The sequence below is a fragment of the Aquimarina sp. TRL1 genome (assembly GCF_013365535.1).
GTDB lineage: Bacteria > Bacteroidota > Bacteroidia > Flavobacteriales > Flavobacteriaceae > Aquimarina > Aquimarina hainanensis.
Map to the genome: position 1 here is coordinate 40,001 of NZ_CP053590.1, position 22,044 is coordinate 62,044.

The 22,044-nt window shown below is 36.0% G+C and carries 15 protein-coding genes, 2 tRNA genes and 2 rRNA genes (1 of these 19 running past the window's edge); 13 read left to right on the plus strand and 6 right to left on the minus strand.

From position 1 onward, the window contains the following. The 4 genes from HN014_RS00180 to HN014_RS00195 all read right to left on the minus strand — a co-directional run. Nucleotides 1-1,366 (minus strand): 23S ribosomal RNA (locus HN014_RS00180); it reaches 1,456 nt to the left of the window's first position. A gap of 165 nt (nt 1,367-1,531) precedes the next feature. Then, nucleotides 1,532-1,605 (minus strand) — tRNA-Ala (locus tag HN014_RS00185). A gap of 91 nt (nt 1,606-1,696) precedes the next feature. Then, nucleotides 1,697-1,770 (minus strand) — tRNA-Ile (locus HN014_RS00190). 69 nt (nt 1,771-1,839) lie between these two features. Next, a 16S ribosomal RNA gene (locus HN014_RS00195) occupies nt 1,840-3,365 on the minus strand. The 16S and 23S rRNA genes sit together here with 2 tRNA genes alongside, the layout of an rRNA operon. An 806-nt stretch (nt 3,366-4,171) precedes the next feature. Between HN014_RS00195 and thrS the strand changes: the two genes are divergently transcribed. From thrS to HN014_RS00250, 11 genes are all read left to right on the plus strand, one after another. Next, a complete protein-coding gene (gene thrS, locus HN014_RS00200) occupies nt 4,172-6,118 on the plus strand; it encodes a threonine--tRNA ligase (RefSeq protein ID WP_176026903.1) in 1,947 nt (648 codons plus the stop codon). A 74-nt stretch (nt 6,119-6,192) separates the two neighbouring features. Beyond that, complete coding sequence (gene infC / locus HN014_RS00205; protein ID WP_303246390.1) at nt 6,193-6,708, plus strand: translation initiation factor IF-3; 516 nt, start codon at nt 6,193-6,195, stop codon at nt 6,706-6,708. Nucleotides 6,709-6,779: 71 nt separating this feature from the next. After that, a complete protein-coding gene (rpmI, locus tag HN014_RS00210) occupies nt 6,780-6,977 on the plus strand; it encodes a 50S ribosomal protein L35 (RefSeq protein WP_176026904.1) in 198 nt (65 codons plus the stop codon). A gap of 115 nt (nt 6,978-7,092) precedes the next feature. Next, on the plus strand, nt 7,093-7,437 hold the full coding sequence (gene rplT, locus HN014_RS00215) for a 50S ribosomal protein L20 (RefSeq protein WP_176026905.1): 345 nt from the start codon (nt 7,093-7,095) through the stop codon (nt 7,435-7,437). A 173-nt stretch (nt 7,438-7,610) separates the two neighbouring features. Continuing rightward, nucleotides 7,611-8,021 (plus strand): hypothetical protein, encoded by a 411-nt coding sequence (locus HN014_RS00220; RefSeq protein ID WP_176026906.1) that lies wholly within the window; start codon nt 7,611-7,613, stop codon nt 8,019-8,021. 7 nt (nt 8,022-8,028) lie between these two features. Next, nucleotides 8,029-10,800 carry an ATP-binding protein gene (locus tag HN014_RS00225; protein WP_176026907.1) on the plus strand — a complete coding sequence of 924 codons (2,772 nt, stop codon included), beginning with the start codon at nt 8,029-8,031 and terminating at the stop codon, nt 10,798-10,800. A 43-nt stretch (nt 10,801-10,843) separates the two neighbouring features. Next, nucleotides 10,844-11,653 (plus strand): RNA methyltransferase, encoded by an 810-nt coding sequence (locus tag HN014_RS00230; RefSeq protein ID WP_176026908.1) that lies wholly within the window; start codon nt 10,844-10,846, stop codon nt 11,651-11,653. Between the two features lie 60 nt (nt 11,654-11,713). Further along, nucleotides 11,714-12,946 (plus strand): M48 family metallopeptidase, encoded by a 1,233-nt coding sequence (locus HN014_RS00235; RefSeq protein ID WP_176026909.1) that lies wholly within the window; start codon nt 11,714-11,716, stop codon nt 12,944-12,946. Nucleotides 12,947-13,105: 159 nt separating this feature from the next. Further along, on the plus strand, nt 13,106-15,310 hold the full coding sequence (locus HN014_RS00240) for a bifunctional (p)ppGpp synthetase/guanosine-3',5'-bis(diphosphate) 3'-pyrophosphohydrolase (protein WP_176026910.1): 2,205 nt from the start codon (nt 13,106-13,108) through the stop codon (nt 15,308-15,310). Between the two features lie 31 nt (nt 15,311-15,341). Further along, nucleotides 15,342-15,809: a Fur family transcriptional regulator gene (locus tag HN014_RS00245; RefSeq protein ID WP_176026911.1), complete on the plus strand. Its 468-nt coding sequence runs from the start codon at nt 15,342-15,344 to the stop codon at nt 15,807-15,809. After that, nucleotides 15,809-17,080, plus strand: coding sequence for an adenylosuccinate synthase (locus HN014_RS00250; RefSeq protein WP_176026912.1), 1,272 nt, complete (start codon nt 15,809-15,811; stop codon nt 17,078-17,080). Before HN014_RS00245 ends, HN014_RS00250 begins: the two co-directional genes overlap by 1 nt. 82 nt (nt 17,081-17,162) lie before the next feature. Here the strand turns inward: HN014_RS00250 and HN014_RS00255 are convergent, their stop codons facing one another. Continuing rightward, nucleotides 17,163-18,059, minus strand: a complete 897-nt coding sequence (locus HN014_RS00255) for a hypothetical protein (protein WP_176026913.1) — start codon at nt 18,057-18,059, stop codon at nt 17,163-17,165. Further along, nucleotides 18,056-18,562 (minus strand): hypothetical protein, encoded by a 507-nt coding sequence (locus tag HN014_RS00260; RefSeq protein WP_176026914.1) that lies wholly within the window; start codon nt 18,560-18,562, stop codon nt 18,056-18,058. The genes HN014_RS00255 and HN014_RS00260 overlap by 4 nt, the downstream gene beginning before the upstream one ends. Before the next feature lie 276 nt (nt 18,563-18,838). Here HN014_RS00260 and HN014_RS00265 point away from each other — a divergent pair, with 276 nt between their 5' ends. Both HN014_RS00265 and HN014_RS00270 read left to right on the plus strand, forming a co-directional pair. After that, on the plus strand, nt 18,839-20,575 hold the full coding sequence (locus HN014_RS00265) for an OstA-like protein (RefSeq protein WP_176026915.1): 1,737 nt from the start codon (nt 18,839-18,841) through the stop codon (nt 20,573-20,575). 47 nt (nt 20,576-20,622) lie between these two features. Then, a complete protein-coding gene (locus HN014_RS00270; RefSeq protein ID WP_176026916.1) occupies nt 20,623-21,813 on the plus strand; it encodes an aspartate aminotransferase family protein in 1,191 nt (396 codons plus the stop codon). Nucleotides 21,814-22,044 lie beyond the last annotated feature (231 nt).

Consider the following 22,044-nt stretch of genomic DNA (forward strand, 5'->3'; position numbering starts at 1 on the left):
GGCCCGACTAACCCTCAGCTGATTAGCATAGCTGAGGAAACCTTAGTCTTTCGGTGGGCAGGTTTCTCGCCTGCCTTATCGTTACTTATGCCTACATTTTCTTTTGTAGATACTCCAGCAAGAATCGCCTCTCACCTTCAACGCAACTACAATGCTCCCCTACCACAGATATTTCTGTCCATAGCTTCGGTAATATGTTTATGCCCGATTATTATCCATGCCAAACCGCTCGACTAGTGAGCTGTTACGCACTCTTTAAATGAATGGCTGCTTCCAAGCCAACATCCTAGCTGTCTAAGCAGTTCAACCGCGTTTATTCAACTTAACATATATTTAGGGACCTTAGCTGATGGTCTGGGTTCTTTCCCTCTCGGACATGGACCTTAGCACCCATGCCCTCACTGCTGATAAACATTTTATAGCATTCGGAGTTTGTCAGGAATTGGTAGGCGGTGAAGCCCCCGCATCCAATCAGTAGCTCTACCTCTATAAAACTATATCAACGCTGCACCTAAATGCATTTCGGGGAGTACGAGCTATTTCCGAGTTTGATTGGCCTTTCACCCCTACCCTCAGGTCATCCCAAGACTTTTCAACGTCAACGGGTTCGGTCCTCCACTTTGGGTTAACAAAGCTTCAACCTGCCCAAGGGTAGATCACACGGTTTCGCGTCTACTCAACCTAACTTAAACGCCCTATTCAGACTCGCTTTCGCTACGGATACAGTGCTGAACACCTTAACCTTGCTAGATAAAGTAACTCGTAGGCTCATTATGCAAAAGGCACGCCGTCACCTTAATAGGCTCCGACCGCTTGTAAGCGTATGGTTTCAGGATCTTTTTCACTCCCTTATTTAGGGTTCTTTTCACCTTTCCCTCACGGTACTGGTTCACTATCGGTCTCTCAGGAGTATTTAGCCTTAGCGGATGGGCCCGCCAAATTCAATCAGGATTACACGTGTCCCGACCTACTCAGGATACTACTATCAATAAGAAGCTTACCTATACGGGACTATCACCCTCTATGGTATGTCTTTCCAAACATTTCTAATTCAATCCTTATCAAATATTGTAGTCCTATAACCCCTATATAGCCGTAGCTATATAGGTTTGGGCTGCTCCGCGTTCGCTCGCCACTACTAGCGGAATCACTGTTGTTTTCTTCTCCTCCGGGTACTTAGATGTTTCAGTTCTCCGGGTTTGCCCTCCTTACGGAGTGATATATCTTCAATATACCGGGTTGCCCCATTCGGATATCTACGGATCAATCTGTATGTGCCAGTCCCCGTAGCTTTTCGCAGCTTATCACGTCCTTCTTCGCCTCTGAGAGCCTAGGCATTCCCCATACGCCCTTAATTAGCTTATGCGTTTTGCTTTTATGCTCTTTAGTTTTTATTTACTATATTTTTTTTAACACACTTTTTTTGTGCGCTCGTATTATTTTGATCAATATGTCAATGAACGTTATAAAACAGATAATTAATTTTAAAAATCAATATCTATTCTTGTAGTATAATAAATATACTACCTTGTGGAGAATATCGGAGTCGAACCGATGACCTCCTGCGTGCAAGGCAGGCGCTCTAGCCAGCTGAGCTAATCCCCCATATATCCAAGAAGCGTCTTAAAAACTCCTACAAAATGAAGTAGCTAAACTCAACTTCTAAAATTTCCAGTATCTATAAATATGAACTTCGTAGTCTCAGGCAGACTCGAACTGCCGACCTCTACATTATCAGTGTAGCGCTCTAACCAGCTGAGCTATGAGACTGCATATCTTAATTAACAGCTTAAGACTAAAAACAAATAAGAATAACCATAATTGTATCGTAATCTCTAGAAAGGAGGTGTTCCAGCCGCACCTTCCGGTACGGCTACCTTGTTACGACTTAGCCCCAGTTACTAGTTTTACCCTAGGCCGCTCCTTGCGGTGACGGACTTCAGGTACCCCCAGCTTCCATGGCTTGACGGGCGGTGTGTACAAGGCCCGGGAACGTATTCACCGCATCATGGCTGATATGCGATTACTAGCGATTCCAGCTTCACGGAGTCGAGTTGCAGACTCCGATCCGAACTGTGATATACTTTATAGATTCGCGCCTTGTCACCAAGTGGCTGCTCTCTGTATATACCATTGTAGCACGTGTGTAGCCCAGGACGTAAGGGCCGTGATGATTTGACGTCATCCCCACCTTCCTCACGGTTTGCACCGGCAGTCTTGTTAGAGTTCTCAGCTTAACCTGCTAGCAACTAACAACAGGGGTTGCGCTCGTTATAGGACTTAACCTGACACCTCACGGCACGAGCTGACGACAACCATGCAGCACCTTGTAAGTAGTCCGAAGAAAGATCTATCTCTAAATCATGCAACTTACATTTAAGCCCTGGTAAGGTTCCTCGCGTATCATCGAATTAAACCACATGCTCCACCGCTTGTGCGGGCCCCCGTCAATTCCTTTGAGTTTCATTCTTGCGAACGTACTCCCCAGGTGGGTCACTTATCACTTTCGCTTAGCCACTCAGTCCGAAAACCAAACAGCTAGTGACCATCGTTTACGGCGTGGACTACCAGGGTATCTAATCCTGTTCGCTACCCACGCTTTCGTCCATCAGCGTCAATAAATTGTTAGTGATCTGCCTTCGCAATCGGTATTCTATGTAATATCTATGCATTTCACCGCTACACTACATATTCTAACCACTTCACAATTATTCAAGACATACAGTATCAATGGCAATTTTACGGTTGAGCCGCAAACTTTCACCACTGACTTATACGCCCGCCTACGGACCCTTTAAACCCAATGATTCCGGATAACGCTTGGATCCTCCGTATTACCGCGGCTGCTGGCACGGAGTTAGCCGATCCTTATTCGTAGAGTACCGTCAGAGCAATACACGTATTGCGGTTTCTTCCTCTATAAAAGTAGTTTACAACCCATAGGGCAGTCTTCCTACACGCGGCATGGCTGGATCAGAGTTGCCTCCATTGTCCAATATTCCTCACTGCTGCCTCCCGTAGGAGTCTGGTCCGTGTCTCAGTACCAGTGTGGGGGATCTCCCTCTCAGGACCCCTATCTATCGTAGCCTTGGTATGCCGTTACCATACCAACTAGCTAATAGAACGCATAGCCATCTCTAAGCGATAAATCTTTAATTATTTAATTATGCAATCAAATAATACTATAAGGTATTAATCCAAATTTCTCTGGGCTATCCCTTACTTAAAGGTAGATTCTATACGCGTTACGCACCCGTGCGCCGGTCGTCAGCAAGATTGCAAGCAATCTCCTGTTACCCCTCGACTTGCATGTGTTAAGCCTGCCGCTAGCGTTCATCCTGAGCCAGGATCAAACTCTTCATCGTGAATTCTTAAATATTATTTAGATTCAACAACTATGGAATTTTGTCTTCTCAATGATGTTTCTAGTCTTAATTCTAATGCTTATATATTTCTATATACGCGCTGTCAATCAATATGTTTATGAACGTAAGTCTAATTCGAAAATTAAACCGTCTTTTCGTACGTTAAATAGGAATCGAACCTTATTAAGTATATCAGTACTTTACTCCAGTATAACTATTTTTATGAACTCTTATCCTTTCGATAAGCGGGTGCAAACATACAAACCTTTTTTGTTTCTCACAAAACTTTTTTTAAAGTTTTTTTTACTTTTTCATAACAGTTTTTAAATCTTAAATAAACCATAGTTTACCTAACAAAAAATTTACTATAATTACTCGATAACTCACACCTACTCTTACAAGAAAACATGTATTTTACCGAAACAAAAAAGTGTGCTTTTTAATGATTTTTTAAAGCAAGTATCTCTAAATACTTACTCCTTTAAAATCCCCGTTTTCAATGAACATCAGCCCCTCGGCTAAGCGGGTGCAAACATACAACCTTTTTCATATTCAGCAATACTTTTTTTGCGTTTTTTTTAAATTATTTAGCAATCCGCTATCAAACAAAAACTTAGCTTTACATAAAAAAGTTCCTGATCAAACCAAAACAAAAACGCTCCTTTTACCTTACTATATATACACTTCGTAAGAAACTAAATGTTTTCTGTAAAAAAAATCAATCATTTATATAATAAATGTAACCCCTAAGTGTTGTATGAATTTTAATATCGTATTATCTTTGTCTCTTATAATATAATAAAAACATGATTAAAATTACGTTGCCAGACGGCTCGGTTAGAGAATACAACAGCGGAATAACCGCTATGGAAGTTGCTAAAGACATCAGTGAAGGTTTCGCAAGAAATGTTATTTCTGCTAAATTCAATACCAATACCATTGAGACCTCTACCGAATTGACAACCGATGGTAATCTTATTTTATACACATGGAAAGATGACGAAGGAAAAAATGCCTTTAGGCATTCAAGCTCTCATGTCCTTGCACAAGCTTTGGAAGAGTTATACCCTGGCGTAAAACTTTCTATTGGTCCTGCAATCGAAAATGGATTCTATTACGATGTAGATCTTGGCGATCAGACAATTTCCGAAAAAGATTTCAAAAAAATCGAAGATAAAATGCTTGAAATAGCCCGTGGGAAACACGAGTTTAAAATGAGAGCTGTTTCAAAAACGGAAGCTTTAGAAAAGTACAAGCAAGAAGGAAATGAGTATAAAGTAGAGTTAATTGAAAACCTGGAAGACGGCACCATTACCTTCTGTGACCATGATACATTCTCTGATTTATGTCGTGGAGGACACATTCCTAACACTGGAATTATCAAAGCTGTAAAAATCATGAGTGTAGCGGGTGCTTACTGGAGAGGAGATGAAAATAACAAGCAATTGACTCGTGTTTATGGTACTTCTTTCCCTAAACAAAAAGAGCTTAAAGAATATCTAGAACTTTTAGAAGAAGCCAAAAAGAGGGATCATAGAAAATTAGGTAAAGAGCTTGGTTTATTTACGTTCTCATCCAGAGTAGGTCAAGGACTTCCTTTATGGCTCCCTAAAGGTGCTGCACTCAGAGAACGCCTGGAACAATTCTTAAAGAAAGCCCAAAAGAAAGCAGGCTATGAAATGGTCGTAACACCACACATTGGTCAAAAAGAGCTCTATGTAACTTCAGGTCATTATGCCAAATATGGAGAAGACAGCTTTCAGCCAATAAATACTCCTGCTGATGGGGAAGAGTTTTTATTAAAACCTATGAATTGTCCTCATCACTGTGAGATATACAACAATAACCCCTGGTCATACAGGGATCTTCCGAAACGCTACGCTGAATTTGGTACCGTATATAGATATGAGCAGAGTGGAGAATTACACGGATTAACCAGAGTTAGAGGTTTTACTCAGGACGATGCACATATTTTTTGCACCCCTGATCAACTAGATGAAGAATTCAAAAAAGTTGTTGATTTAGTATTGTACGTTTTTGGTTCTTTAGGCTTTGAGAACTTTACAGCACAAGTTTCTATAAGAGACCCGAAGAAACCGGAGAAATATATAGGAGAAGCAAAAAATTGGGAAAAGGCAGAAAAAGCTATTATTAATGCTGCAAAAGACAAGGAACTTAATTTCGTCATAGAAGAAGGAGAAGCTGCTTTTTATGGTCCTAAACTTGATTTTATGGTAAAAGATGCTTTGGGCAGAAGTTGGCAACTCGGTACTATTCAGGTTGACTACAACCTACCTGAGCGATTTGACCTCACTTACAAAGGCAGTGACAATGAGCTACACAGACCTGTTATGATCCACAGAGCACCTTTTGGTAGTCTGGAACGCTTTATCGCAATTTTACTAGAACATACAGGTGGAAATTTCCCATTATGGCTTATGCCTGAACAAGCCATTATCCTCTCTATCAGCGAGAAATATGAAAAATACGCGGAAAAAGTTTTAAATTTGTTAGAAAATAACGAAATTCGCGCCCTTGCCGATCATAGAAATGAGACGATTGGTAAAAAAATCAGAGAGGCAGAAATGAACAAGTTCCCTTTTATCATCATTGTTGGAGAACAAGAGGAAAAAGACGGAACAATTTCTGTTCGTAAACATGGAGGAGAGAATATTGGTACTGTTAATATCGAAGCGTTCTCTAATATTATAAAAGAAGAAATTGATAAGACATTGAAGAAATTTGATGTTTAATATAAACTAAGTTTAATTTAAATTTTTAAGTCATAGCAATAAGAAGAAAAAGGTCTCAAAAGCCACTAAGAGTAATCAAAGAAGATGCTCACAGAATCAACCATAAAATTAGAGTTGATGAAGTACGTCTAGTTGGTGATAACGTAGAGGTAGGTGTATACCCTACCAAAAAAGCTCTAGCACTTGCTGAAGAGCAAGAATTAGATTTGGTAGAAATCTCACCAAAAGCAGTACCCCCTGTTTGTAAAATAATGGATTATAAAAAATTCTTATACGAACAGAAAAAAAGAGACAAAGCCCTAAAATCTAAAGCAACAAAAGTTGTTGTCAAAGAGATCAGGTTTGGACCCAATACAGATGAGCATGATTATGAGTTTAAAAAGAAACATGCTATTAAGTTCTTAAGTGAAGGTTCCAAATTAAAGGCTTATGTATTCTTTAAAGGACGTTCTATCATCTACAAAGACCAAGGTCAGATTCTGCTTTTAAAACTTGCTCAAGAACTTGAGGAATATGGAAAAGTAGAGCAAATGCCTAAACTTGAAGGAAAGCGAATGATTATGTTCATCGCACCTAAGAAAACAAAATAACCTTCTTTTATTTTTCATTAAATACAAAGAATAAAAATAATAAGTGAGATTATTATAAAAACAAGGATACAATGCCTAAAATGAAAACGAAATCTAGTGCTAAGAAGCGTTTTAAGCTTACTGGTACTGGTAAAATCAAAAGAAAGCACGCTTTTAAGAGTCATATATTGACTAAAAAATCTAAAAAGCGTAAGCTTGCTTTAACGCACTCTACGTTAGTGCACAAAAGCGATGAAAATAGTATTAAAGAACAATTACGTATTAAGTAATTTCTTCTTTAATCCGGTTAGAATTATTATAAACCCAGGAGTTAGGCTCTTATCAAAAAAATGATATACAAAAGTACTGCGCAAGCAGACGCCTACTACTAAAAAATTTAAAATTATGCCAAGATCAGTAAATTCAGTTGCTAAAAGAGCTAGAAGAAAAAGAGTTCTTAAGCAAGCAAAAGGTTACTTCGGACGTCGTAAAAATGTTTGGACTGTAGCAAAAAATGCGGTTGACAAAGCAATGTCATATGCTTATAGAGACCGTAGAAATAAGAAAAGAACTTTCCGTGCACTATGGATCACTCGTATTAATGCAGGTGCTCGTTTACACGGTTTATCTTATTCTCAATTTATGGGAAAATTAAAAGCTAACAACATAGAACTTAATCGTAAAGTTCTTGCTGATTTAGCAATGAATAACCCTGAAGCTTTTAAAGCTATTGCGGATAAAATAAAGTAATTTTTTTAATAAAAATATAATCTCATTTAGAAAAAAATCCTGTAAAACCTACAGGATTTTTTTTGTATTTCATCTTAAAAAAATGCATTTTATCGGATAAAACATGCGTTTTATCTATTAAACATAGCACATTATACACTTTTTTTTCTTACATTTAACTAAACTTGAATCGTATGAAAAAAAATTACCTCTTACCTGTATTATTACTTTCGCTATTAAACAGCATCCCCATAATCGCCCAAGATTCAGGATCATTACACGAGAAAGGCACTCTTGGAGCTGAGCAAATTTTTGGTCTACTCGAACTCCCCTTCCTAGCTATCGCGCTTATTTTTAGTTTTCTTACAGCAACCCGATTAAAGGGCGGGAAATTAGGAGCAGGAATGGCTCTATTAGCCTGGGGGTTTGTTGTTATGGCCCTTGGGCATCTACATATGCAAATTGCTCATATTTTTGGATATAATTTATTCAAAACACTTCTGGGAGATACACTGGGCAACTATGTATGGTTTATTGCTCTTATAATTACCTGGGGACTTTCAGCGTTAGGATTCTATAAGATATATAAAGCCAGTAAAATATGACACCTCTATGATTGGACGTTGGTTTCGAAAAATCATAACACCCAATAAAAATGTTGACTTTCCAAAGAACACAGAAGAAAAGAAGATAATTGAACTTATTGACTTTCTTTGGAAAGAAATCGACATACCTTCTAACGCCATAAATTTAAAAACGAAAATTTCTTATTTTAAAGAATTATCTTTTACCCATAAAATAGATTCACTAACCGAAATATATTTATTACTGGAAGAACATCTTATAGAAAAAAACATTATTCAGCGTTATTCCAAACAACAACTTCGAACAAAAGTACTAGACTCTTATGGCGAATTAAGGAAATACACCAATTTCAAGCTTATTTTCCAACCTCTAAAGGAACAAGAACTAACTATCTGTAAGATTTTTTTATCGGAAGTTTTAAAAAAAGCTTCTGAATTAATCGGAAGTTTTAATGACTCCGAAATATTACAAATCAAACAATACCTGACTACTCAACATGACGGACTTGTAACAAACCTGGTCAGTGAACGGAAGAAACTCCTCAATTACTCGTTATTAATTTTTTCGAAAATAAAAGATTCCCTGGGAGAAAATGTAATTGCTAATATATACTTACTCATTTATCAAAAACATTTTCAGTCTTATCACTTATTAGACTCTTTTACAGCCACGCTCAATGTAATCCCAGAGGAAATATTAAGTAAGGATTTGATCAATTTTCCTAGTAAACAACAAATGCTGAAAATGCTAAAAAAGCAATTGCATAATTTACAGGATATAAATGATCAGTTGAGTAAAGAAATCATAGAGCGCAAGAAAATCGAAGAGGAATTAAAGCACAGTGAACATCTAAAGGCTAATATCCTTGAAACTGCTATGGATGGAATCATTCTGGTCAATAGTCAAGGAATAGTACTCAATTGGAATAAGCAGGCAGAGACAATTTTAGAAGTAAAAAGAAAAGAAACCATTGGAAGAAGTATATACTCTCTAGTTCCTTACAAGCTCAGGCAAGAATTAAAAAGTAGTATTTATAACTACATCCATACCGGAGATGACCTCTTGATCAACAGAAGAGTTGAAACTTCAGTACAAAGAAAAGACAAAACCACTGTTCATATAGAGCTTACCATCATCGCTATAAAAATCAAAGACGATTACTTATTTAATGCGTTCTTTAGAGATATTACTAATAAGAAAACTATTGATAATGAAATAAGGGAGGCCAAAGTATCTGCTGAAAAATCTGCAAAGGCCAAATCTGTTTTTTTATCTAATATGAGTCACGAAATAAGAACCCCTCTTAATGTAATTTTAGGTCTTACCAGTATCATTAAAAAAGGACAGTTTGAAGACCCTGAATCAGATAAAAAAAATCTAGAGGGAATTCAGTTCTCCGCAGAGAATTTATTAGTTCTCATTAATGATATTTTGGACTTTTCTAAAATCGAAGCAGGGAAACTCACCCTACATAAAACGGATTTCAATATTCATGAATTAATCACAAACCTATCGAGAGGTTTTAGCATAAAAGCTGAGGAAAAAGGCTTAACCTACACCACCAATATCGATTCTAAACTCCCAAAATTTATCATAGGAGATCAGTTTCGTCTCAATCAAATACTAACAAACTTACTAGGTAATGCTATTAAATTCACCCACAAAGGAGAAGTTAGTATTAATGTATATACCAAAGAGGAGGAAAAAGACACCTGTACTATTAATTTTGCTGTAGAAGACACTGGGGTCGGTATCCCAGAAGACAAGTTAAAAAACATCTTCCGAAGTTTTTATCAGGTTCATAAACCGGGTAAAAACAAAATAGAAGGAACTGGACTTGGATTGTCTATTTCTAAACAATTGATCGAGTTACAAAATGGATATCTCAATGTAAAAAGCGAGCCTGGCAAGGGATCTGTTTTTGAGTTTTCTATTACCTATAAGAAAAGTAAACTATCGACATACATTAAAAATCAAAAATCAAAAAATCAAAAGATTTCTAATTTTTCACATCTATCCGGTCTAAATGTTTTAGTTGTAGAAGACAATAAAATGAATCAGTTTTTTATCAAACAATTATTTTCTAATTGGAACATCGCAGCAGATATAGCGGATCATGGAAAAATTGCTTTAAAAAAATTAGAAAACAATACATACGATCTAATTCTAATGGATATGCATATGCCTGTTATGGATGGACCAGAAACAACAATAAATATTCGAAAATCCAGCAATCCAAAAATCAATCAAATTCCAATCATTGCATGTTCCGCAGATGTTTTTCCCGAATCAAAGAAAGCTGCCATCGAATCAGGAATGAATTTTTATTTAACCAAACCCATTAGTGAAAAAGCACTGGAAGAGATCATCATAAGTTTGCAGTCCCCTTCTCCCCTTTTGCAAAAAAAGACGTTATCCCCCAATACCACTATTAGTACTATTCCTACAAGAACATTTTGTGATTTCTCTTCATTGGAACAGACTTTTGACAATGATCCTGACATTATAAAATCTATTCTCAATATATTTCTAGAAGAAAGCACCAAAGATTACAAGACTCTTCAGAAAGCGATCAAAGATAAGGACCTCTTAACTTCTCAAAGCATGGCTCACAAATTAAAATCAAGCTTTAAAACACTAGGTCTCAACAGAGAAGCTGAAATACTCAAAGAAATTGAACATTCTTCTGAAAATATCACTTCTCAAGACAAGAATTCTTTATTAATAAAAAAATTAGATTCTGATTTCCCATTAATCATTCAAGAAATAAAAACGCTTCTTACAGAAAGAAACTCTTAGCCTCAACATCTTCTTTTTAGCATTCTCTGCCTATATTTGTCATATGCTTGAACAAATCACCAGTACACAGAATAGTAAAATTAAATTTCTATCTCAGTTAATAGAGAAATCCAGAGTCCGAAAAAGAGAAAATTGTTTTGTCATAGAAGGCAAAAGAGAAATCACTCTGGCAATTGAGGGAGGGTACACTCTTATACAAGTCTTTTATTGCCCTGATATTCTCCCTAGAGAAGAGGCACTTGCGCTTGTAAAAAAAGAAAATGCTTCGCTTCCCTTATTCGAAATTACTTCAACCGTGTATAAAAAAGTTGCTTATCGGGATAGCACTGAAGGAATCATTGCCATTGCACAATCCAAAGACAATGCTATTAACACACTCTCTTTCAAAAACAAGACCCCACTTATTTTGATTGCTGAATCTCCTGAAAAACCTGGAAACATCGGAGCCATCCTAAGAACGGCAGATGCTGCCAATATTGATGCAGTGATTATTGCCAACCCTAAAACCGATATTTACAACCCAAATATTATACGATCGAGTGTTGGTTGTATATTCACAAATCATATTGCAACAGGTTCCTCTGAAGAAATTATCCACTTTCTAAAGCAACAAAATATTAATATATATGGGGCAGCCTTGGAAAATGCCGTAAATTGCTATTCAATTGATTATACTAAACCTAGTGCAATTATCGTTGGTACAGAAGCAACAGGTCTTTCTGACATGTGGTTACAGAACACGAATAAAAATGTAAAGATTCCGATGAATGGTGTAATCGATTCCATGAATGTTTCGGTTGCTGCCGGTATTCTCATTTATGAGGCAAAGCGCCAAAGAAATTTTGAATTTTAATATATATAATATCAGCATAAAAGATTACTCTTAAATACAAATAACCATAACCCAAAAAATATGACCCCCAACCTCCTTTTCTACCTACTCATTATGATACTAGTCGTCGTATTTTTATTCGACACTATTCTGGATATACTCAATGCCAGTCATTACAATAACAAAATCCCTGACGAATTAAAAGACATCTACCCAGAAGAAGAATATCAAAAATCCATTGCCTACAAAACAATGAACTTCAGGTTTAAAATAGTACAATCCAGTATTACCTTAATCGCTACCTTACTATTTTTCTTTTTGGATGGTTTTTCCTGGTTGGATACTATTGCCCGCAGCATCTCTACCAACCCTACTATCATTAGTCTTATTTTCTTCGGTATTATAATGGTAGCTAGTGATATTTTATCAATTCCTGCTTCTTATTACAGAACATTTGTAATTGAAGAGAAATTTGGTTTCAACAGAACTTCGACTAAAACTTTTTTTATTGACAAAATAAAGGAAGTCCTGATGATTATATTCATCGGAGGAGGAATTTTATTTCTGGTAATTTGGTTTTACCAACTAACAGGCGAACAATTCTGGATATACTCCTGGCTATTGATTTCATTATTTACATTATGCATGAACATGTTTTACACAAAAATTATCGTGCCTCTATTTAATAAACAAACACCTCTTGCTGCTGGAGAATTAAAAGATATAATTGAAGCGTATTCCGAAAAAGTAGGGTTTCGATTAAAAAATATATTTGTTATCGATGGATCTAAAAGAAGTACAAAAGCGAATGCTTATTTTTCAGGCTTAGGGAGTGAAAAACGAATTACGCTTTACGATACACTTATCAAAAATCTTTCTAATGAAGAAATCGTTGCCGTACTGGCACATGAAGTGGGACATTACAAGAAAAAACATATCATATACAACCTTGTACTATCTATCATTGTAACAGGAATTACACTTTGGATTCTTTCTTTATTTATAAATAATCCGATACTCTCAGAAGCATTAGGCGTTGAACAGCCTTCATTCCACATAGGACTAGTTGCATTCGGGGTACTGTATAGCCCAATTTCTGAAATCACCGGACTTGTTATGAATTATATCTCCAGGGCATTTGAATATCAGGCCGATGATTTTGCCAAAGAAACCTATAATGCCCACGCGCTAATCAGTAGTTTAAAAAAATTATCCAAAAATAACCTAAGTAACCTCACCCCACACCCTGCAACGGTTTTCGTACATTACTCACACCCAACACTATTGCAGCGAATTCGGAATTTAAACAAGTAAAACCTTATAAAAGCAACTTGGTTGTTACGATTCTTAATCGTACATTTATCTATAAATATTTTACCTTCCTTAATTGAAGGTTTAACTTTATTTTAACTTTAGATACATTTTCACAAATCATCTAACAACTAACCATGGCTTTCTAAGAAATTTTTATGTATGACAGAAGCGGATATAGAAGAAGAAAATAAACAAATAGCCAAACAGTATAAAGAACTGCTACGCATTAGTTATCGTGATCTTTCTAAAGAAGACAAAAAGTTAATCAGACAGGCGTTCGATATTGCCGTTGATGCACATAAAAATCAACGCAGAAAAAGTGGAGAAGCCTACATATTTCACCCTATCGCAGTTGCAAAAATAGTTGCCAGTGAAATTGGTCTTGATGCGACCTCTATTGCTGCTGCATTATTACATGATGTTGTAGAAGATACGGAATATACACTGGTAGACATTGAACAAATGTTTGGGGAAACCGTAGCTCGAATTGTAGATGGTCTTACTAAAATATCTTCTTTAAAAAAGGATAAGGACATTTCACTTCAGGCAGAGAACTTCAGAAAAATGCTTCTCACATTAAATGATGATGTCCGGGTTATTATTATCAAAATAGCAGATCGATTGCACAACATGCAGACCATGGATGCTATGCGATCTGACAAACAAGTAAAGATAGCCTCTGAAACGCTGTATATATACGCTCCTTTAGCACATAGAATTGGCTTATATAACATCAAGACAGAACTGGAAGATCTGGGATTAAAATATACTGAACCAGAAGTATATAATGATATCCTGGAAAAAATAACAGAAAGTAAAGAAGAACAGGATGCATATATAAAACGATTCTCAGACAAAATCAAAGAAGGTTTAGACCGGGAAGGGCTTAATTATGATATCAAAGGACGCCCTAAATCTATTTTCTCTATCAGGAGAAAAATGGTGAAGCAAAATATTGCGTTTGATGAAGTATATGACAAATTTGCGATTCGAATTGTCTACAAATCGGATTTAGAAAACGAAAAATTTATTGCCTGGAAAATCTATACAATTGTCACTGATTATTACCGTCCTAATCCGATACGATTAAGAGATTGGATTTCACAACCAAAATCCACGGGATACGAGGCTCTTCACATCACTGTTATTGGACCTGATAGTAAGTGGGTAGAAGTACAAATCAGAAGTGAGCGAATGCATGAGATCGCTGAAAAGGGATATGCTGCTCATTACAAATACAAGAACAAAGGAGAAAAACAAGATCGAGGATTAGATGAATGGTTAAATCGACTTCAAGAAGCCCTGGAAAATTCAGAAGCAAATGCGGTGGATTTTGTTGAGGAATTCAAATTGAATCTCTATGCCAAAGAAATTTTCGTTTTTACTCCGAATGGAGATTTAAAATCCCTTCCAAAAGGAGCTACAGCTCTAGATTTTGGTTTTTCTATCCACACAGAAATAGGTCTTAGAACCAGAGGCGCCAGAGTTAATGGTAAACTCGTGCCACTCAGCCACGAATTAAAAAGTGGAGATCAGGTAGAGATTATTACCTCTGAAAAATCAAAACCATCTTCTAACTGGTTGGATTATGCAACCACAGCCAGAGCAAGAGGAAGAATTAAATCAGCACTAAGAGAAGAGAAAAAACATATTGCTGAAGAAGGAAAAGTCATTTTAAAACGAAAACTGCGATCTCAAAAAATTACCCTTAATGAAAAAGTAGTTAATGAGCTCGTATTGTATTTTAAACTTAAAACCAGTCTTGACCTTTTTTACAGAGTTGGTATTGGTACAATAGACAATAAAAAGATCAAAGAATTCGCTACCACTAAGAGTAATGCCTTCATGAATTTTATCAAGAATAAAATGAGAAGGAACAATTCGAATGATCTTCATAAAGAAGAAATCACTTCTAAATATGACTTAATTGTTTTTGGAAAAGATGCTGATAAATTAGAGTATAAGCTAGCAAACTGTTGTAATCCGATTGCGGGAGATAATGTCTTTGGTTTTATTACTGTCAATGAAGGAATAAAGGTTCATAAAAAAGACTGTCCTAACGCACTCCAATTACAGAGCAATTACGCATATCGAATTATACAAGCCAAATGGATTGACTCTAGCCAGGAAGAATTCAAAGCTGTAATTCGTCTGAATGGAATTGACAATATCGGAGTCGTTAATGAAGTAACGCAAATCATATCCAACAATATGAACCTTGCAATCTATAATATGAACTTTGATACGCATGATGGGGTTTTTACTGGTAAAATTACAGTAGGAGTCAAAAATCAAAACACCTTAAAAACAGCCATAAATAATCTTTCTAAGATAAGTGGTATAGATAAAGTAGTAAGAGAATAAAAAATAATGTAAATTTGCATTTTTTAGGTCTATGGGCAATAAATCAAACACACAAAACGATCAGAATATTGTAAAGAATGTATTTACAAGCTTCTTAGAAGAAAAAGGGCATAGAAAAACGCCTGAGCGATATGCCATCCTTCAAGAGATATATGAGAGTGACGATCATTTTGATATAGAGTCTCTTTATATCAAAATGAAAAACAAAAACTACAGAGTGAGTCGTGCGACTTTATACAACACTATCGAATTATTGATGGAGTGTAAATTGGTACGAAAGCACCAATTTGGTCAGAGTCAGGCGCAATACGAAAAATCGTATTTCGACAGACAACACGATCACTTAATCCTCACAGACTCTGGAGAAGTACTGGAATTTTGTGATCCCAGGATTCAATCAATAAAAAAAACAATCGAAGAAATTTTTGAAGTAGACATTACAAATCATTCTTTGTATTTCTACGGAACGAAAAAAAAATCAACAAATCAAGATAACTAATGGCGGTAAATTTATTACTTGGTCTTCAATGGGGAGACGAGGGTAAAGGAAAGATTGTAGACGTTCTTACAAAAGATTATGATATAATAGCCAGATTTCAGGGAGGACCAAATGCAGGACACACCTTGGAGTTTGATGGTATAAAACATGTATTACACACAATCCCTAGTGGTATTTTTCATGATAAAGCCATTAATGTAGTTGGTAATGGTGTTGTAATTGATCCTGTAATATTCAATAACGAATTAATAAATCTGGACAAATATAATATTGATTACAAATCAAAACTTCTTATTTCCAGAAAAGCACACTTGATTCTGCCAACCCATCAAATTCTTGATAAAGCTTCAGAATTAGCAAAGGGTAAAGAAAAAATTGGTTCGACTCTAAAAGGAATTGGCCCTACTTATATGGATAAAACCGGAAGAAACGGAATCCGTATTGGAGATCTAGAGCTTGATGACTGGAAAGATCGTTATCGTTCATTAGCGGATAAACATGAAGCGATGATTGCTTTTTACAACGTAAAAGTTGAATACAATCTAGCTGAGCTGGAAAGCAAGTTTTTTGAAGCAATTGAGAACCTCAAAAAACTGACATTTATAGATAGCGAAGAATACCTTCACAATGCGCAAAAAGAAGGAAAAACAATATTAGCAGAAGGAGCACAAGGATCTTTACTGGATATTGACTTTGGTACATACCCATTTGTGACTTCATCGAATACTACTGCTGCCGGAGCATGTACTGGTTTAGGAATTGCTCCTAATAAAATTAAGGATGTATTTGGTATTTTCAAGGCATATACTACCCGAGTAGGTAGTGGTCCCTTCCCTACCGAATTATTTGATAAAGATGGGGAAACCATGGCAACTGTAGGACATGAATTTGGAGCAACAACCGGAAGACCTCGTCGATGTGGATGGTTAGATTTAGTCGCTCTTAAATACGCTGTTCAGGTAAACGGAGTCACTCAATTAATGATGATGAAAGGAGACGTACTTAGCGGGTTTGAAACCTTAAAAGTATGTACTTCATATAAATATAAGGGAGAACCTATCACACACCTTCCTTACAATATCGAACCTGAAAATGTAACTCCTGTTTACACAGAATTAAAAGGATGGTCTGAAGATCTTACAGAAATGACTGAAGCTTCTCAACTCCCTAAGGAATTAAACGACTATATAGCATTTATAGAAAAAGAAATTGAAACACCGATCACAATTGTTTCTGTCGGACCTGACAGAAAACAAACAATTCACAGATAAAAAAGTGATCCTTTATCATACAAAAAGGCTTTCTGGAATTTCAGAAAGCCTTTATTTTTTCAGAAATCTCTATCTTTTCTAATTACAACCCCCAAAACTCAACAGCATTATCTTCTATTCCCTCATAAAAAGTCGCACTGATATGTGTATTGTACATGATTAATTCACTAAAAGAAGTTGTAGAAAAATTATTTACTCCATTCCCATTAGCCCAGCAAATAGAGAAATTGGTGTTCACTGTACAACGACCTGTTGTATGTGCTCCATTTAGCAACTCTACCCCTTTTACCCGGATAATCACATTAGTATCTGTCTTCATAAAGGAATAATGATCCCATACATTTACTCTGGCTCCATTAGCAATACTTCTACTCGAATTACAACAAATACCAGGATCAAAATACATTCTGTTATCACTCCAATTAATATGAGTTGACCATCGATCTCTATTCGTCAATACTCCAAATGAGTGCTGTGACTTCGTAGTCGCTCTCATAACTCCCAATACAGTTCCATTAACTCCATTATTAGTCAACACCTGAATACTGGTTCCTATTATCAAAAAATCATTGGTTCCATCACCCTGAAAGTGAGGGATTGTAACATCCGGAAAAAAACGAGGCTGTCTATTTATATCTGTTTGGGTTGCATTTCTTCCTAAGCCACTTTGGTCATACCAGGTCACAACAAATACATTAGCTCCCCCTCTCCAGGTATTGATTAAGTCTATATCTACAATATCATTTTGTCCCGCACAAAAATCTTGTTCCGCATTATCACTTACCCTTCTCAACCGTACCAGCGGACCTGTATAATCAGAATGCACCAATCGCATAGAAAAAGCAAAACTGATATTATCCAGTTTATCGTCTAATACGTGGTGTAAATTCAATGTTGGGAATTGATTATAATAAGCTATCTGAGTATTCCCTTCATACATAACAAGTGCTATACATATATAAAGTATTATCTTTTTCATTTTGTCAAATCTCCAGTTATATGATATGTATCTGTGCCAGTCGACAACACCCCTACTCCTGCATCTTGTCCAGCTGTTTTAAAACGAAGTAATCGGTGTCGAACGGTAACTCCCGCTGCTCCCTGAATAGTAACCACCCCTGTTCCAATTTGATAAATACTAACATTATATCCTACTGGCAAACCTGCCGGAATCGTAATCGTCATATCTGTAGTACTATTAGCTGTGATAGCACATCCATTATCCGTTAATACTAATGTATAATTAGCGGTTACATTCTTAATAATACTTTTTTCTACCATCAATTTCAACCATTGTGCGCCATCGTACTCATAAACTCTTTCCGTATCAGTATTATATACCATAGCCCCTTCTGCAGGAGAAACAATTGCATTCATTTCTGTCGTAGTAACTCGCTGTAACGCAAAAATGGCATCAGCGTCAACTTGCGAAAATATCAACTGACTAAAACCAATACACAATCCAAGTATTATTTTTCTCATGAGGATCTACTTTTTTTAAATTATAATTCCACAATTACCAAATCGTAAAATTATGTTAATTTTATAAATTTAAGCATGATTTATACGTTAAAAATGTTTTTTCAACCGATAAACGGCACAATCAGTACTTTCTAAAGATACGTATATTTATATTGAATTCCTTGTAACACTTTTTGTTTTGTGACGTTTTTAATGTGTTGTTAAGCCATTTTTTACCATTGGAACATTCATCTATTAGATACAATTTTCGTTATTTTGCACACAAATTCAGTAGACTTGAAAAACACATCAATATTTATCGTATTCGCCCTTTTATGTTCTTTTTTTACCTCGGCTCAGGAAGGCAAAAAAATAAAGGTACAATCGGATCGTACTATTAAGGATCAGGAACGTTTTCCTGGAGCAACTATCCTTGCTAAAGTAGACAAGCAAGTATATATGGAACACGAAGGAATTGAAATCTGGTGTGATCAAGCAATTCATTATAGCGAAAATAAGTTTGTAAAAGCACTTGGTAATGTAAAAATGAAACAAGGAGATACAATTACCATGACTAGTAAATATGCTGAATACAATGGTAATACTCAGTTTGCCTATGCCAGTGATGATGTTTTTATGGAAACCCCATCAAATACATTGCAAACGGATACGCTCTTTTTTGACCGCTTAAAACAACAAGCATATTACAGAAGTGGAGGAACGGTCAAAGATTCTTCTAATACATTGACCAGTCTGATTGGACGCTATTACATGGATAGAAAACAATATTCTTTTAATACTAATGTAGAAATTATTAACCCGGAAAACACAGTCAATTCAGATCGTTTGGACTATTTTTCAGAAAATGGTCACACATATCTTTACGGACCTTCTACTGTAAAAGGAAAAGAAAGTACTTTATATTGTGAGAGGGGTTTTTATGATACAAAGGTCAATGTAGGATATGCGATAAAAAATGCTAGAATTGACTATAACAATCGCACCGTGTTTGGGGATAGTATTTTTTATAACAGCAGTATTCAGTTTGCTTCGGCTACTAATAATATTAAAGTATTGGATACCACTAATAAATCGGTCATTACCGGTCATTATGCCGAGGTTTTTAAAGACAAAGACTCTGTTTTTATTACCAAAAGGGCACTTGCAGCTACCTTACAGGAAAACGACTCTATATACATACATAGCGATACACTCATGGTAACAGGAAAACCTAATCATCGGATCATGAATGGTTTTTATGATGTAAGAATATACAAGAGTAATATGAGCGGCAAAAGTGATTCTATTAATGTGAATCAAACTACAGGATATACCAAATTAATCGGACGTCCTATCATCTGGTCCGAAAAAAATCAAATGACGGGAGATACCATAAAAATAATATCTAATACAGAAACCGAAAAACTAGATTCACTTCTGGTATATCAAAATGCATTTTTAGTTCAGGAAGACACCTTACAGGCAGGATATAATCAGGTCAAAGGACAAACACTAACAGGTTTATTCAAAGATAACGAACTCTATCAAGTAGATATAGATAAAAACACAGAAACTATCTTTTATCAAAGAGAAAGTGAAGGAGACTTAAAACTCATTGGAATTAATAAAGTTTTATCAAGTTCAATACGGTTATTATTTACCAATCGAGAAATTGAGGATGTCTATTATTATCAAAATGTAGACGGCACACTCTATAGAGAAATTGACCTACCAGAAAATGCTCGAGAACTATCCGGTTTTCACTGGAGGGGGGATGAACAAATCATGAGTAAAAAAGATTTATTCAAAGGAGAGAAAAAACCTGTACTTACTAAAATAAAAGGAATCCCTCTCCCAAAGGAAGAAGAGGATTTCTTCGACGAAAAAACATTAAAAAGACTCGAAGACAATAACCCTGAAGGGTCTCGTCTTATGGAACAACACCTAAAAGATGCAGAACTCAAAAAGACAAATAAAGAACTAAATCCGTCTCCCGAGGATGAAAATGAGGAAACACTTCCTCCGGATAATTAAGACTTGACCTTTTTATTACCGTACGCTTTAAAACGCTTTTTAAAAAAATGAAAAAGGATTTTTTCACATATCAGGCACAGACGACTTCTACACCATTGGCCATGGAAGTATCATATGCCAAAGGCTCTTTTATTTATGACACTTCTCATAAAAAATATCTGGATTTTGTAGCAGGAGTTTCTGCTTGTAGTTTAGGTCATCAACACCCTAGAGTTATAAATGCTATCAAAGAGCAGGTAGACAGTTACCTGCATGTAATGGTATATGGGGAATACATTCTAAAGCCAGCTGTAACACTCACGAAATTATTGGCAGAACACTTACCATTCCCTCTTCAAAAAACCTATCTGACCAATTCAGGAACAGAAGCGATCGAAGGAGCTTTAAAGCTTGCCAGAAGAGCCACTGGAAGAAGTCAGATTATCACTGCAAAAAAAGCATATCACGGAAACACTATGGGAGCCATGAGTGTTATGGGGTTTGAAGAACGGAAACAGGCATTTAGACCCTTAATTCCGGATGTTAATTACATAACGTTTAACCAAGAAGAAGAGCTATCCCTAATCACCACTAAAACTGCTGCCGTTATTTTAGAAACTATTCAGGGAGGAGCCGGTTTTATAACTCCTGTAAATGACTACTTAAAAAAAGTACGCAATAGATGTTCTGAAGTAGGTGCTTTGTTAATTTTAGATGAAATTCAACCTGGTTTCGGAAGAACCGGAAAGTTATTTGGTTTTATGCATTATGATATTGTTCCAGATATTGTGGTTATGGGCAAAGGTATGGGAGGAGGTATGCCTATCGGAGCATTTACAACCGACGCTAAGACGATGAACCTATTACAAGACAATCCTAAACTAGGACATATCACCACTTTTGGAGGAAATCCGGTCATTGCCGCCGCCGCACTAGCTACTTTACAAGAGATAACCGAAAGTGACGTAATGGCAGCTTCACTTGAAAAAGAAAAACTATTCCGATCCTTACTAATCCATCCTTTAATCAAGGAAATAAGAGGCACTGGTCTTATGCTGGCAATAATGACCCCATCCGAAGACATTACTTCTAAGGCTATCCTTAGATGCCAGGAAGCCGGAGTCATACTTTTCTGGCTTCTTTTCGAGCCCAAAGCAATTCGAATAACCCCTCCGCTGACAATAAGTGAAGAGGAAATAAAAATGGGATGTGATATCATTCTCAGTATTTTAGATGAAATACATACTGACATCGACTAACTGTGGTATATCTTTTGTTAATTAGTTTGTTAAAAACAATTAGTATTCAGCTGATTTTTCAATAAAAATCATTTGTAATTTTAAATAAGAAATAGAGCAGTATCACCAAAATTTATTTTGGAAAGCGAAATAAAAATAGTAACTTAATAAGGAATATTTACAGGGGCTAGATTTTTCCTAACGGTTAAAAGTCATTTTATTTCACTATTCATCTTAGATAATGACCTAATA